The 14,348-nt window shown below is 68.9% G+C and carries 11 protein-coding genes; 8 read left to right on the top strand and 3 right to left on the bottom strand.

The genetic code is table 11. The annotated features are described in order from the left end of the window. Positions 1-32 precede the first annotated feature (32 nt). Positions 33-872, bottom strand: coding sequence for a TIGR03915 family putative DNA repair protein (locus CLV01_RS22715; RefSeq protein ID WP_099733137.1), 840 nt, complete (start codon positions 870-872; stop codon positions 33-35). 15 nt (positions 873-887) lie between these two features. Then, complete coding sequence (locus CLV01_RS22710) at positions 888-2,207, bottom strand: putative DNA modification/repair radical SAM protein (protein ID WP_013801517.1); 1,320 nt, start codon at positions 2,205-2,207, stop codon at positions 888-890. A 478-nt stretch (positions 2,208-2,685) separates the two neighbouring features. Between CLV01_RS22710 and CLV01_RS22705 the strand changes: the two genes are divergently transcribed. The 8 genes from CLV01_RS22705 to CLV01_RS22670 all read left to right on the top strand — a co-directional run bounded on the left by CLV01_RS22705 (position 2,686) and on the right by CLV01_RS22670 (position 13,784). Beyond that, positions 2,686-4,131, top strand: a complete 1,446-nt coding sequence (locus CLV01_RS22705; protein ID WP_099733138.1) for an SWIM zinc finger family protein — start codon at positions 2,686-2,688, stop codon at positions 4,129-4,131. Next, positions 4,128-5,897 carry a DUF5691 domain-containing protein gene (locus CLV01_RS22700; RefSeq protein WP_099733139.1) on the top strand — a complete coding sequence of 590 codons (1,770 nt, stop codon included), beginning with the start codon at positions 4,128-4,130 and terminating at the stop codon, positions 5,895-5,897. Before CLV01_RS22705 ends, CLV01_RS22700 begins: the two co-directional genes overlap by 4 nt. A 65-nt stretch (positions 5,898-5,962) precedes the next feature. Next, positions 5,963-7,045, top strand: a complete 1,083-nt coding sequence (locus tag CLV01_RS22695) for an AAA family ATPase (protein WP_099733140.1) — start codon at positions 5,963-5,965, stop codon at positions 7,043-7,045. Between the two features lie 51 nt (positions 7,046-7,096). Further along, positions 7,097-9,694 carry a DUF5682 family protein gene (locus CLV01_RS22690; protein WP_099733141.1) on the top strand — a complete coding sequence of 866 codons (2,598 nt, stop codon included), beginning with the start codon at positions 7,097-7,099 and terminating at the stop codon, positions 9,692-9,694. Continuing rightward, the gene (locus tag CLV01_RS22685; RefSeq protein ID WP_099733142.1) at positions 9,691-10,923 is read left to right on the top strand and encodes a VWA domain-containing protein; all 1,233 of its coding nucleotides are present in this window, start codon (positions 9,691-9,693) and stop codon (positions 10,921-10,923) included. Before CLV01_RS22690 ends, CLV01_RS22685 begins: the two co-directional genes overlap by 4 nt. Before the next feature lie 128 nt (positions 10,924-11,051). Continuing rightward, positions 11,052-12,029: a DUF808 domain-containing protein gene (locus CLV01_RS22680; protein ID WP_012206642.1), complete on the top strand. Its 978-nt coding sequence runs from the start codon at positions 11,052-11,054 to the stop codon at positions 12,027-12,029. Between the two features lie 307 nt (positions 12,030-12,336). Further along, positions 12,337-12,945 carry a hypothetical protein gene (locus CLV01_RS22675; protein ID WP_099733143.1) on the top strand — a complete coding sequence of 203 codons (609 nt, stop codon included), beginning with the start codon at positions 12,337-12,339 and terminating at the stop codon, positions 12,943-12,945. 32 nt (positions 12,946-12,977) lie between these two features. Continuing rightward, positions 12,978-13,784 carry a tetratricopeptide repeat protein gene (locus CLV01_RS22670; RefSeq protein ID WP_099733144.1) on the top strand — a complete coding sequence of 269 codons (807 nt, stop codon included), beginning with the start codon at positions 12,978-12,980 and terminating at the stop codon, positions 13,782-13,784. Between the two features lie 34 nt (positions 13,785-13,818). Here CLV01_RS22670 and CLV01_RS22665 read toward each other — a convergent pair whose 3' ends face one another. Next, the gene (locus CLV01_RS22665) at positions 13,819-14,073 is read right to left on the bottom strand and encodes a hypothetical protein (protein ID WP_012206639.1); all 255 of its coding nucleotides are present in this window, start codon (positions 14,071-14,073) and stop codon (positions 13,819-13,821) included. Positions 14,074-14,348: the final 275 nt, after the last annotated feature.

The following is a 14,348-nucleotide window of genomic DNA, read 5'->3' as shown; positions in this document are numbered from 1 at the left end:
TTTCTTTTTCTGTTTCTTTTTGGCGGCTGCCGTTACGGCGCCAGCATCTGCGCCGTGCGCGCGCGGGCCTGCTGGACCAGGGTGGAGATCAGCACCGTCTCGGGCAGGTTGTGCCAGTAGCGGCGCGGCATCTCGCGCAGCATGGCCTGCTCCTTCAGGCGCGCCGGGTTGAAGGTGCTGGCGTAGTAGGTCAGCCACAGGGCCTCGCCCGCGTCGGCTGGCGGGGCATCGCTGCGGCGCGCGCCGGGCGCCAGGCGCAGCGCATGGCCGTCCCAGTGCGCGCTGCATTGCGGCGTGAGGATGGCCCAGTGCATGTTGGCAAAGCGCTTGCAGAAGAAGGGCGCCGCCGCGCGCACGATGTGGTGCTCGGGCTCGAACCAGGCAATGTGCAGATCGGGCTGGTTCTGCCGCTGCGTCGTCCGAAAGCGCACAAAGGCGTGCATCTTGTGGATCTCGCGCGAGACGGGGCGGGCCAGGGCCTCGATGGCGCGCCAGTCCGCATCCAGCGCATCCAGCCGCAGTTCGGGCCGGGCCTGCATGCGCGCCAGCCATCGGTGGCATAGCTCGAAGCGGCCTGCCGCGCGGTGCATGCAGGCATGGCGCAGCGCGGACATCTGGGTGTCCGACAGGGACAGCCCTGCCTCGCCGGGGCCGGCCAGCCCGGCGAGTGCCGAGGCGGGCATGGCCTGCTCCGGCGCGCTGGAAAACAGGTCCACGCTCGCGCCGAGTGGCTGCGCACCCCGCGTGTCGGGCCACCGCCAGCGCACCAGGGCGGGGTCGGCGCCATGGGCCAGCAGCGCCCGGCAGGCTGCGCGAAAGCCGGGCCAGTCGTCGGGGCTGTCGAGTTCGATGGTGAGAGCCTGTGCTTGCATGGCGTGCTCCAGGCGCTAGAACAGGCTGGCCTGCAGCGCGTTTTGCACGCGCATGCCGCTGTGCCGTGCCTGGGCCTGGCTGGCCTGCGACTGAGCGATCAGCCGGGTGCGCAGCGCGGCCGAGTCGGTCTCGCCCAGCAGGGGCCGGTGGCCGTCGATCAGCACGAAGGGCAGGGCCTTTTGCACGGGGGCGCGCAGCCGCAGCAGATCGTCCAGCCGCAGCCTGCGCACGCGGCGCGCCGCCAGCAGGCGGTCCACCGTCTGCGTGCCCAGGCCCGGCACGCGCAGCAGCAGGCTGCGCGGCGCACGGTTGAGGTCCACGGGGAACTGCTGTCGGTTGGCCAGTGCCCAGGCCAGCTTGGGGTCGATCTCCAGGTCCAGCATGCCGTGGCGGCTGGCTGCCGCGATCTCGCCCGCCCCGTAGCCGTAAAAGCGCATCAGCCAGTCGGCCTGGTAGAGCCGGTGCTCGCGCATGAGGGGCGGCGCCTGCGGCGGCAGATCGCGCGAGGCATCGGGAATGGGGCTGAAGGCCGAGTAGTACACGCGGCGCAGGCCGTAGCCTGCATACAGCGTGTGGCTGGATTCGAGGATGTCGGCATCGGTTGCGCGGTCGGCGCCCACGATCATCTGCGTGCTCTGCCCGCCCGGCGCAAAGCGTGGCACGGCGGCGCGCTGCGCGGGCGCGCCGGGCAGGGACTGCGCCTGGCGCTGCTCGCGCGTGGCCGCGCGCCAGGCCTGCACATGCCGGTCCACGCCCTGCATGGCCTGGCGTATGCGCTGCCCATCCTTTTCAGGCGCGAACTGCGCCAGGCCGCTGGCCGTGGGCAGTTCCACATTGATGCTCAGGCGGTCGGCATGGCGGCCTGCCTGGGCCAGCAATTCGGGGGCGGCATCCGGGATGGTCTTGAGGTGGATGTAGCCGCGAAAGTCATGCTCCTCGCGCAGGCGGCGCGCCACTTCCACCAGTTGCTCCATGGTGTAGTCGCTGGAACGGATGATGCCGCTGGACAGGAACAGCCCCTCGATGCAGTTGCGCCGGTAGAAGTCCAGCGTCAGCTGCACCACCTCGGCCACCGTGAAGCGGGCGCGCTGCACGTTGGAGCTCTTGCGGTTGATGCAGTAGCGGCAGTCGAAGATGCAGACATTGGTCAGCAGGATCTTGAGCAGCGAGATGCAGCGCCCGTCGGGCGCATAGCTGTGGCAGATGCCCATGCCGGTGACCGAGCCCATGCCCTTGCCGTCCAGCGAGTCGCGCCCCTGCGATCCGCTGGAGGCGCAGCTGGCGTCGTACTTGGCGGCGTCGGCGAGGATGAAAAGTTTGCGTTGCAGCTCCATGGCTGTATAAATATACAGTATATTTGCCTGACACGTCCGGTTTTCTGAGAGCCCATCCCCAGCCAGGGTCTGGTCCGGCCTTGCCTGGCTGCGGGTCGAACGCACTGTCGCGCTATCGCAATGGCCAGCGGATTGCAATGGTTGCCAGTGCAATGGAATGAAACCGTTTTCAGGTGCGGAATGAGTGCTTGCTTTCAATGGGTGGCGATGTGCATCGCAGGAAATGGTGAATGCGTGTTTTCTGCGTCTTTCGCAATGCCTGAAGACTGGCATGGCTTGGTGCCATCAATGCACGAGCTGATATAGCGCAGCTGGCTGCACGCCATGGGGGGTTCCCATTCATGGGAGAGAGGTTGGGTGTTGTTGTGAATTGTTTCAAATTGCCGATAACTATTGCTGATAGGCTTTCGGGTTTGCCGGGCGGTGCCGTTTCATTCAATGCGCTCGGCGATGACAAACACTTGGAGAGGGAGCTTCGGTGTCGCGTGTATTAGGAACAGAGAGCGAAGTGCTGGCGCTGTCGCCGGACGCCTCATCCAGCAAGGCCGCCAAGGGCCTGCAATCGCCCGCCAAATGGCCCGCCATGGGCGCCAATGACGTGGCGGTCTGGGGTGAATGCCAGGGCAGCGGCAGCAAGCCCTACCAGACCCAGGTGGACCTGTCGGGGCCTTCCTTCAAATGCTCTTGCCCCAGCCGCAAATTCCCCTGCAAGCACGGGCTTGCGCTGATGCTGATGCGTGCCGGCGGGCAAGTCCCCGAAGGCGTTGATCCGCCCGCCTGGGTGCAGACCTGGCTGGACAGCCGCCAGGAAAAGGCCGAGAAGAAAGAGGCCAAGGCTGCCGCCGCAGCGGCCGAGCCGCCACCCGATCCCGAGGTCGCGGCCAAACAGCAGGCCAGGCGCGAAGACAAGCGCTGGGACAAGGTCGAAGCCGGCCTGCAGGAGCTGTCGCTGTGGATGCAGGACATGGTGCGTGCGGGCCTGGCCAACCAGGCCAGCGACACGCAGATGCGCCAGCGCTGGAACAACATGGCCGCGCGCATGGTCGATGCGCAGGCCACGGGCATGGCGGCGCGCATCAAGGATTGCCGGGATCTGGTGGACAGCCACCGAGACTGGCCGCGCGACATGCTGGTGCAGCTGGGGCACTGGCAGTTGATCATCGACGCCGTGCGCCGCCGCGAATCGCTCAGCCCCGAGGTCAAGGCCGACGTGATGGCCGCGCTGGGCTGGCCCATGGACAAGGCCGAGGTGCAGGCCAGGGGCCAACTGGTCGAGGACGAATGGCTGGTGGCCGGCCTGCGCATGATCGAGCGCGAAGGCCGGCTCATGGAGCGGCGCGTCTGGCTGCAGGGCCAGCGCACCGGGCGCATGGCCCTGGTGCTGGACTATGCGCAGGGTGGGCGCGGCTTTGAATCGGCCTGGGTGCCGGGCCATCGCTACGGCTGCGCGCTGAATTTCTATCCGGGCCATGCGCCGCTGCGCGCCATTGCGGCCAATGGCAACGGGCCTGCGCTGCCAGCCGATGGCGCCAGCCCGCTGGCCACATCGGCCGGGGGAGACGTCCTGCAACTGCTGGGCCAGCGCATTGCCGCCAACCCGCTGCAGGCCACGCAGCCGCTGTGCCAGGACCGGCTGCGGCTGGTGCCCGCCCAGGGCCAGTGGTTCGCGGCCTGGCCCCAAGCGCTGGATGCATCTCCGGTCACCCTTGGCACGGCGGCGCCAGTGCAGCCCGTTCCCGTGGCGATTGACGATGCCGAGGCCTGGCGCCTGCTGGCGCTCAGCGGCGGTGCGCCCATGCAGCTGTTTGGCGAATGGGAACCCGGCCCGGCCGTGGGCCGCTGGCGGCTGCTGAGCGCCTGGCAGGCCCGCGAAGGCGAAACCGCCCAGCAATGTATCTGGCAGAACCAGGGTGATCCGGTATGAGCAACGCACAACTTTGGGCTGCGCTGCAGCAATCGGCCATGGTCGGCTCGGACCGGCTGGCCGTGCCGCCTGCGCTGGCTTCGGGCGTGGACCCGTCCGCAAGCGGGTCGCAGCAGGCCGTGCAGGCCGCGCTGCAGCCCCGCGCTGACGTGGCCGGTGACTCGCCCGCCCAGCAACTGCTGCGCGCCAGCGCCGTGGCGGCCGTGTTCGAGCGGGCCGGCTGGCAGCCTGGCGCGCTGGTGCGCCTGACGGCACCGCTGGCCGTGCCGGCCGCCGCGCCTGCGGAGTCGCGCACCGCGCCTGCCGATGCGCGCCTGCACACCCTGATGGGCGACGTGCTCAAGGACGGCCCGTTCGAGCTGCAGGCCTCCATGCTGCGCACCCTGGACCAGGCCGGCCAGCGCCTGCCCCATGACCTGCTGGTGCCTGCGCTGGAGCAGGGCCGCCAGTCCGTGGAGCTGCGCCAGTGGCTGGCCCCCGTGCTGGGCGAGCGCGGACGATGGCTGGGCACGCTCAACCCGCAATGGGGCTATGCCAGCGGCGTGGAGGAGACCGCCGACCCCGAACTGGTCTGGCAGGAGGGCTCGGTGGAGCAGCGCGTGGCCCTGCTGCGCAGCGAGCGCGCAACCGATGCCGCCAAGGCCCGCACGCGGCTGGAAGGCAGCCTGAAGGAGCTGGGCGCCAAGGAGCGCCTGCCCCTGGTCCAGGCCCTGGCCGTGGGGCTGGGCATGGACGATGAGCCGCTGCTCGAAAAACTGCTGTCCGACCGCAGCAAGGAGATCCGCGAGAACGCCGCGCAAATGCTCTCGTGCCTGCCGGACAGCGCGCACAGCCAGCGCGTCATGGGCTGGATGCAGTCCATGCTGCAGCAGGACGACAAGGCCCAGTGGATCGTGGAGCCTCCCGAAGAAGGCCTCAAGGAATGGGAGCGCGACGGCATCACGCTCAAGCCCGACGCCTACCACCGTGGCGGCAAGAAGGCCTGGCTGCTGGAGCAGATGGTGCAGCTCACGCCCGTGTCCTTCTGGACCCGCGCCCTGGGCCTGACGCCCCTGGAAGTGATGGAGTGGAGCCGGCGCAGCGACTGGAAGTCCTCGCTGCGCCAGGGCTGGGTGCGGGCCCTGCAATACCAGCTGGACGTGGAATGGATCGATGCCGCCCAGACCATGGGCCGCGACATGCGCCACGACGCGCTCCTGCCCGCCCTCATGGCCCGGTTGTCCCGCGAGGAACGCGAGTCCCGCTGGATTGCCCAGTTCGAGCGCGACAGGCACAAGCTCATCGATGCCATCGAAGGCATGTCCCAGTCGCTGGGCGGCGCCGAACTGCTCTCGTCCGCGCTGTCGGCGCGGCTGACCGAGGCACTGCACGTGGCCGTGGGCGGCAAGCAGATCACGGGCAACTGGCACAGCTACCGCGCCGACCAGGCCCTGCTGTCCTGTGCGCGCATGCTGGACGTGACCGCGCTGGAGCGCTTTGCCGAACTGTGGCGCAAGCCCTCGGTGCTGGATGCGCAACCCGAGCCTGAGCCCGAGCCGCAAACCGAACCTGCTGCTGCGGCAGCAGTCACGGCCACCGCTACCCCCACAGCCGCTGCAGTTGCCGCACCGGCAAGCATTCCCCTCACGCCCCAGCAGCAGGCGCGCCTCGAACGCAGCCGCGTGCGGCCCTGGGACGAGGAGCGCATGCGCGGCCATCTGGAGCGCATCGTCGATCTGCGCCTGGGCCTGCACCAGGCCTTTGTTGCCCTGCGCGGCCCGGCCTGAGCCGCGCCCGTCCTGCCGCATACCCCGAACCGAATCCAACCCTTACCCCTTCCCGGAAGCACACCATGAGCCAAGTCCTGCGCCAGCATGCCGAACAGCAATTCGCCGAAGAACTCGAAGCCCTGCGCAAGGTGGACGACCGTCCGCGTCCGCCCAACTGGAGGCTCTCGCCCTGGGCCGTGCTCCAGTACCTGATGGGCGGCAAGCTCGGCAACGGCTTCGAGGTCAGCCCCAAGTACATCGGCAATCCGCGCCTGATGGAAATCGCCGTCTCCACCCTGGCCACCGACCGCGCCCTGCTGCTGTACGGCGTGCCGGGCACGGCCAAGTCCTGGGTGTCCGAGCACCTGTCGGCCGCCGTCAGCGGCGACTCCACCATGCTGGTGCAGGGCACGGCCGGCACCAGCGAGGAGCAGCTGCGCTACGGCTGGAACTACGCCCAGCTGCTGGCCCACGGCCCGTCCGAGAAGGCGCTGATCCCCAGCCCCCTGGTCAATGCCATGAAGCTGGGCAAGATCGCCCGCATCGAAGAGCTGACCCGCATCCCGGCCGACGTGCAGGACACGCTGATCACCGTGCTGTCCGAAAAGACCCTGCCCGTGCCCGAGCTGGGCAGCGAAGTGCAGGCCGTGCAGGGCTTCTCGGTCATCGCCACGGCGAACAACCGCGACAAGGGCGTGAACGAGTTGTCCAGCGCGCTCAAGCGCCGCTTCAACACCGTCATCCTGCCCGTGCCGGCCTCGCAGGACGAAGAGGTGCAGATCGTCACCAAGCGCGTGGCCGAGCAGGGCCGCGCCCTGGCCCTGCCCGCCGAGCCGCCGGCCCTGCAGGAAGTGCGCCGCGTGGTGCAGATCTTCCGCGAACTGCGCAACGGCCAGACCGAAGACGGCAAGACCGTGCGCGTCAAGTCGCCCAGCAGCACGCTGTCCACGGCCGAGGCCATCTCGGTCATCAACAGCGGCATGGCGCTGGCCGGGCATTTCGGCGACGGCGTGCTGCGCGCGGGCGATGTGGCCTCCGGCCTGCTGGGCGCCGTGATCAAGGACCCGGTGCAGGACAGCGTGGTCTGGAAGGAATACCTGGAGACCGTGGTCAAGGAGCGCAGCGACTGGAAGGACCTGTACCGCGCCTGCCGCGAGCAGCTCTGAAGCCCGCACTCCCGCACCGCTGACCGACCGCACCCTCTGCGCATCCCCCGTATGGCCACCTCTGCCAATCCGCTTCATTTCTTCGGCATCCGCCACCATGGCCCGGGCTGCACGCGCAGCCTGCTGCAGGCCCTGGAGCAGCTGCAGCCCGACTGCCTGCTGGTGGAGGGACCGCCCGAGGGCGAGTCCCTGCTGCCCATGCTGCAGCATGCCGACCTGCAGCCGCCCGTGGCCATGCTGGTCTATGTGCAGGACAGCCCGGCCCATGCCGCCTTCTATCCCTATGCCGAGTTCTCGCCCGAATGGCAGGCCCTGCAATGGGCGGCGCGCCAGGGCGTGGCCACGCGTTTCATCGACCTGCCCCAGACCCACCGCATGGCGCTGGACATGGCCGAGCAGGAGCGGCGCCGGGCCGAGGCGGCGGCAGCAGATGCAGCTGATGCAGGCGCGGATGCGGCCGACGAAGGCCAGGATGCAGATGCCGACACCGGCTCCGACTCCGACACCGGCTCCGATTCCGTCGCCGCTGCGGCAGACGGCAGCCAGCTCCAGAGCAATGCCGCCGAGGCCCTGGACCGCGACGACACCACGCAGTCCGTGCCGGCTGCCGACCTTGCAGTCGATCCCTCGGCACCGTCCCCGCAGGACTGGCACGATCCGCTGGACCTGCTGGCCGAGGCCGCTGGCTACCCTGACGGCGAAAGCTGGTGGAACCGCATGGTCGAGGAACGCGGCGACGGCGCCACCCTGTTCGAGGGCATTGCCGAAGCCATGACCGTGGTGCGCGCCGAGCTGCCCAACGAAGTGCGTGGAGAACGCCACGCCCAGCGCGAGGCGCTGCGCGAAGCCTGGATGCGCCAGTGCATGCGCGAGGCCGTCAAGGCCGGCCACCAGCGCATTGCCGTGGTCTGCGGCGCATGGCATGTGCCTGCCCTGCAGGCCCAGGTCACCGCCAAGGCCGATGCCGCCACGCTCAAGGGCCTGCCCAAGGCCAAGGTCCAGGCCACCTGGGCGCCCTGGACCTACCGCAACCTGTGCTCGTCCAGCGGCTATGGCGCGGGCGTGGATTCGCCGGGCTGGTATGAACATCTGTGGCGCTGCTCCGAGCCTGTGCCCGAGTCCTTGCTCCAGCCCGCACCTGCTGCCGACCCGGCACGCGCCAGCACCCAGCGCACCGTCGGCTGGCTGGCGCGCGTGGCCCATCTGCTGCGCTCCAAGGATCTGGACTGCTCCAGCGCCCACATCATCGAGGCCACGCGCCTGGCCGAAAGCCTGGCGGCCCTGCGCGGCCATGCCAGCCCCGGCCTGCCCGAGCTGGACGAGGCCATCGTCACCGTCATCAGCATGGGCGAGCACACGCCGCTGCGCCTGATCGAGCGCGAACTCAGCGTGGGAGACCGCATCGGCGGCGTGCCCGCCGACGTGCCCCAGGTGCCGCTGCAGCGCGACATCGAGCAGCAGCAAAAAAGCCTGCGCCTCAAGCCCGAGGCGGCCGCCAAGGTCCTGGCCCTGGACCTGCGCAAGGACACGGACCGCGAACGCAGCCACTTCCTGCACCGCCTGCGCCTGCTGGGCATAGAGTGGGGCAGCGTCACCACCGACCAGCAGCGCAACCGCGGCACCTTCCGCGAAAGCTGGCAGCTGCAGTGGGAGCCCGAGCTGGCCGTGCGCATCATCGAGGCCAGCCGCTACGGCGGCACCCTGGTGCAGGCCGCCGCCGCCAAGGTACGCCAGGCGCTGACGCCCGAGACCCCGCTGCCCGAGCTGGCCAAGACCATCGACGACGCCCTGCTGGCCGACCTGCCGCACCTGGTCGATGCCCTCATGCACGACCTGGCCGACCGCTCGGCCAGCACCGGCGATGTCTCCCAGCTCATGCAGGCGCTGCCGCCGCTGGCCAATGTGCTGCGCTACGGCAGCGTGCGCCAGACCGACACCCAGGCCCTGGCCACGGTGATCGACAGCATGGCGCTGCGCGCCGCCATCGGCCTGCCCCTGGCCTGCATGGCGCTGGATGAAGACGCTGCAAGACACATGCAGGCCACGGTGCTGCAGGCCCACGAGGCCCTGCGCCTGCGCGATGCCGACGAGCCGCGCGAAGCCTGGTTCGGCGCCCTGCGCAGCATTGCCATGGGCGACGCGGGCGCCGCCTTGCTGCGCGGCGCGGCCTGCCGCCTGCTGCTCGATGCCCACCGCCTGGACAGCGAGGCCGTGGCCACGCAACTGGGCCGCAATCTCTCGCTGGGCGTGCCGCCGCTGGACGCTGCCGCCTGGCTGGACGGCTTTCTCAACCGCCAGGCCCTGGTGCTGCTGCACGACGACGCCATCTGGGGCGCCGTCGATGCCTGGCTGGCGCAGCTGGGCGAGACCCAGTTCACCCAGATCCTGCCCCTGGTGCGCCGCAGCTTCTCGGCCTTCTCCAACCATGACCGCCAGAGCCTGGGCGAAAAGGCCCGGCGCGGCCAGGGCAGTGCAGCCGTGGCGGCTGCATCCGCAGGTGCCACGGGTGCCGCAGGCGCGGCAGGCGATGGGAACGACGGCGCCTGGAACGAGGCGCGTGCCGTGCTCGCCATTCCCGTACTCGATCAACTGCTGGGCCTGAACCTGCCCGCGCAACCGCTGACCCGCCTGCAAGAGGCCCAGCCATGAACACCGCTGCCACCGTGAACGATGCATCCCTTGCCGGCGCCGACCTGCAGGAGACCGCCCCCCAGCCCACCACCCGCCTGCAACGCTGGCGCCTGGTGCTGGGCCAGCCGTCCGAGGCCAGCTGCGGCTGGCTGGGCCCCAAGGGCAGCTCCATCGACGAGATGGACAAGGCCCTGGCCGCGCTCTACGAAGAGGACAACAAGGACGGCGGCCTTTCGCGCCGCGGCGGGCGGGGCAACTCCTCGCCCAGCGTGGCGCGCTGGCTGGGCGACATCCGCAAGTACTTTCCCAGCCAGGTCGTGCAGGTCATGCAGCGCGACGCCATGGAGCGCCTGAACCTGCGCGAACTCATGCTCCAGCCCGAAATGCTGGAGCATGTGCAGCCCGACGTGCACATGGTGGCCGACCTCATCTCCCTGGGCTCCGTCATCCCGCAGAACACCAAGGAGACCGCGCGCATCGTCGTGCGCAAGGTGGTGGACGACCTCATGCGCCGCCTGGAGGAGCCCATGCGCAGCGCCGTCTCGGGCGCGCTGGACCGCAGCCAGCGCAACCGCCGTCCGCGCCACTCCGAGATCGACTGGAACCGGACCATCCGCGCCAACCTGCGCCACTGGCAGCCCGACTACCGCACCATCGTGCCCGAGACCCTGGTCGGCTACGGCCGCAAGGTCCGCCGCCCGCAGCGCGAAGTCATCCTGTGCATAGACCAGAGCGGCTCCATGGCCAACTCCGTGGTCTACTCCAGCATCTTCGGTGCCGTCATGGCCAGCCTGCCGGCCGTCAGTACCAAGCTGGTAGTCTTCGACACGGCGGTGGTGGACCTGACCGACAAGCTCTCCGACCCGGTGGATGTGCTGTTCGGCGTGCAGCTGGGCGGCGGCACCGACATCAACCGTGCCGTGGGCTACTGCCAGGGCCTGATCAGCGAGCCGCGCAACGCCATCGTCGTGCTCATCTCCGACCTTTACGAAGGCGGTGTGGAAAGCGGCCTGCTGCGCCGCGCCTCCGAACTGGTGGAGTCGGGCGTGCAGTTCATCACGCTGCTGGCCCTCAGCGACGAAGGCGCCCCTGCCTACGACGCGCAACTGGCCGCCAAGCTGGCCGCGCTGGGCGTGCCCTCGTTCGCCTGCACGCCGGACGCCTTCCCGCAGCTCATGGCCGCCGCCATCCGCCGCGACGACGTGGCTGCCTGGGCGGCAGGGCAGGGCTTCAAGACCAGCAAGTGACGCACGGCCGGTCGGCCCCGTGACCGGGCTGGCCGCCGGGCATCTCCTACATGGGCAGGACATGCCCAGGCCCCATGATGGCGCCCAGGCAAAAAGAAGTTCCCCGAACAATTCACTGGAGTAATGCGATGGCTGGTGCTGGTTTGCTGATGCTGCTGGACGATATTGCAGCGATCCTGGACGACGTGGCCCTCATGACCAAGGTGGCGGCACGCAAGAGCGTGGCCATGGCCGACGATGTGTCCGTCATGACCAAGGTGGCCGCGCAGAAGACGGCCGGCGTGCTGGGTGATGACCTGGCCCTGAACGCCCAGCAGGTCACGGGCGTGCGCGCCGAGCGCGAGATTCCCGTGGTCTGGGCCGTGGCCAAGGGCTCGCTGATCAACAAGGCCATCCTGGTGCCTGCGGCGCTGCTGATCAGCGCCTTCATTCCCTGGGCTGTCACGCCGCTGCTCATGGTGGGCGGCGCCTTTCTGTGCTTTGAGGGTTGCGAGAAGCTGGCCCACAAATTCCTGCATTCGCCCGAGGAAGATGCCGTGGAGCGCGAGCGCCTGACCCAGGCCAATGCCGATGCGGGCGTCGATCTCGTCGCCATGGAAAAGGACAAGATCAAGGGCGCCGTGCGCACCGACTTCATCCTCTCGGCCGAGATCATCGCCATCACGCTGGGCACCGTGGCCTCGGCGCCGTTCGGGCAGCAGGTCGCCGTGCTGGCGGGCATTGCCCTCATCATGACCGTGGGCGTCTATGGCCTGGTGGCCGGCATCGTCAAGCTCGATGACCTGGGACTGTGGCTGGGCCAGCGTGCCAGCGCTGCGGCCCGCGCGCTGGGCCGGGGCATCGTCGCCGCCGCTCCCTGGCTGATGAAGGGGCTGTCCGTTGCGGGCACGGCCGCCATGTTCCTGGTGGGTGGCGGCATCCTCGTGCACGGCGTGCCTGCGCTGCACCACGCCGTGGAAGGCCTGGGCGAGGCCGTGGCCCAGGGCGCGCTGGGCGGCCTGTGGCGGGTGCTGGCGGTGAATGTGCTCAATGCGGTGGCCGGCATCGTGGCTGGTGCCATCGTGCTGGCGGCTGTCGAAGGCATCAAGCGCCTGCGCCGCCGCTGAGTCGCGGCAAACATCGCCGGCCGGCCCTGCAGCCGGCAAGGCACGCCACGGGGGCCGGACGGCCCCCGTTTGCATGGAATTTTCGCTTCGGCGCATCGCATTTGACTGTGGGCGCAAGCACGTGCATTTCCCCTGGAACTCCGCAAGGCCAGGCGTCCTCCTGTCCCTTGGCGGCGGCGCAATGCGTTTGCGCCTGCCGGCCGCCGAGGCTCCGAGAACGGCCCATTGCCGCAGCGGAGCCGTTGTCGGGATCGGGCGGCTGAATTCGCATCCGCACCGGTCCCTGGGTGTTCATCAGGGGGACTCCATGATTTCCAACCTCACCAAGGCCAGCGTGCTGCGGTCCGTCATCGCCGGCTGCACGCTCGCGCAAGCGGGCAGGGCCGAGAAACTCAGCACCGAGCGCGCGCGCACGGCGCTCAACCGCATCTGCGAGCTGCTGCATCTGCCCAACGACTTGGCCGCCATCCACGCGGAGCCGCAGCTGTACCTCGAATCCCTGGCCCACTTCGAGAGCCTGCCCCAGTTCGAGCTGCGCACGCCGCTGGTGGCCAAGCTCAAGCAGGTGCTGGGCCTGCGCTCGTCCAGGCAGCTGACGCCGGCCGTGCTCGCGCAGGTCAGCGCGTCACAGCTCATCAACCAGGGCGTCTCCATCATCGCCCTGGCCGATCTGCAGGAGTGGCTGCTCAAGCATGACCTGTCGCTGATGCATGGCCCGCCCATCACGGACATCGACTTCAGGGAAGCCAGAAAGGCCATTGCCTTGCTCGACGCCTTCGACTTCGACACCGAATCGCTGGAATGGCAAATGAATCACCTGGCCCGCAAGCGCGGCCGGGCCAGGAGCCGGCCTGCCCCGGCTGCCTGCGCAGTGGAATCCCTGCCTGCCGTCCGCACCACAGGGGCTGCGCCCTAATATCGGGGCTTCCCAACAAGGCCCGATACACCATGAAGTTCTCCTTGCTTGCTGCCGCGGCTGTGGCATTGCAACTGCTGGCGCCGGCGCCTGCCCTGGCGGCCGACGACATCGTGTTCAAGGACAGCGCCGGCCGCGTGCTCAGGCGCAGCGACCTGGACAAGGCCGATGGCCGCTTCAGCTGGGAGCTGCCCTCCGCCACACCCGTCAGCCAGGCCGCGCGCGATGCCCATGCCTCGGGCCGCGCTGCAGGGCAGAACGGCGATTACCGCGCCGCCCTGGCACATTTCGAGACCGCCTCGAAGCTGGCGCCCCGCTGGCCCTATCCCATCTACGACGCTGCATTCACCTACCTGCTGCAAAAGGACTTTGACGCGGCCTATCGGCATTACCGGCGCGTGGATGCACTGGCGCCCAGGGGCTTCTTCACCGCCAAGACGGCCGTGCACAGCCTGCGCATGGAGCGTGACGGCAAGCTCCCCCAAGGCACCTACCTGCGCTACCTTGCCCTGGAGTGGGAAACCGACCGCGACAAGACGCGCCAGGCCGCCTTGGCCATGACCCGCGAGACGCCCGGCTTCGCTCCCGCCTGGAAGACGGCCGCCCATCTGGAGGACGACCCCGCAAAACGTCTCGCCCTGCTGGACAGCGGCCTGAAGGCCGACCCCGATGCCGAGACCCGCGGCTTTCTGCTCCTGAACAAGGCCATGGTGCTGCGCGAACGCAACCAGATCCCAGAGGCCATGGTGATGCTGGGAGAGCTTGCGTTAGACCCGCAGTCTCCGCTGGATGTCGAAGCCCTGGCGCGGCACACGCTGGCGCAGTGGGCGCGGCCTTGACGCTGGCACCTGCACATTCCGCCCTGCAGCCCGCTCAGCGCAGGGCGAGCTCCACGGCTTCCGCAGACAGCCCGTAGGCCTCCACGAAGACCTCGATGCGGTCCTGCGTCTGCGCGTTCACAAACGTCTCCATACCCACGCTGTCCATCTCCCCTGACAGCATCTGGCCCGTATTCACGGGGCGGGTATCGAGCTGCTGCGCCAGCACGCAGCTGTCCTCTCCCTCCGGCTGCAGGCCGATGAGCCCCGTCTGGTTGTTGATGGCAATCACCCTGGCTTGTCTTTGCATGCTCCACCCTGTCGTCTGAATCCGTCGTTTCTGGAATGGCGAAAAGGCGCCGCCTTGTGCAACGCCCCTGCCTGTCCTGGCGACTGTAGGCAAGGCTTGGGGACGGCGGTAGAGGCCCGGGGCTTGGTGGACTGCCAAGGGGAATTTACGAATGGCTTTCAGAGATGATGGGTTTTCTGTTGAATGTGGCGGATGTGCCGAGGCGGTTGCAGGGCGCTTTGACCCGGCGACCTGGAGTGGATGCACTCGACGCGGCATCTGCTGTGCGATGGCCA

The sequence above is a fragment of the Delftia sp. 60 genome (genome assembly GCF_002754395.1).
GTDB classification, from domain to species: Bacteria; Pseudomonadota; Gammaproteobacteria; order Burkholderiales; family Burkholderiaceae_C; genus Comamonas; species Comamonas acidovorans.
Note: the sequence above shows the minus strand (reverse complement) of the source record. Positions and strands in the feature narration are given on the sequence as shown.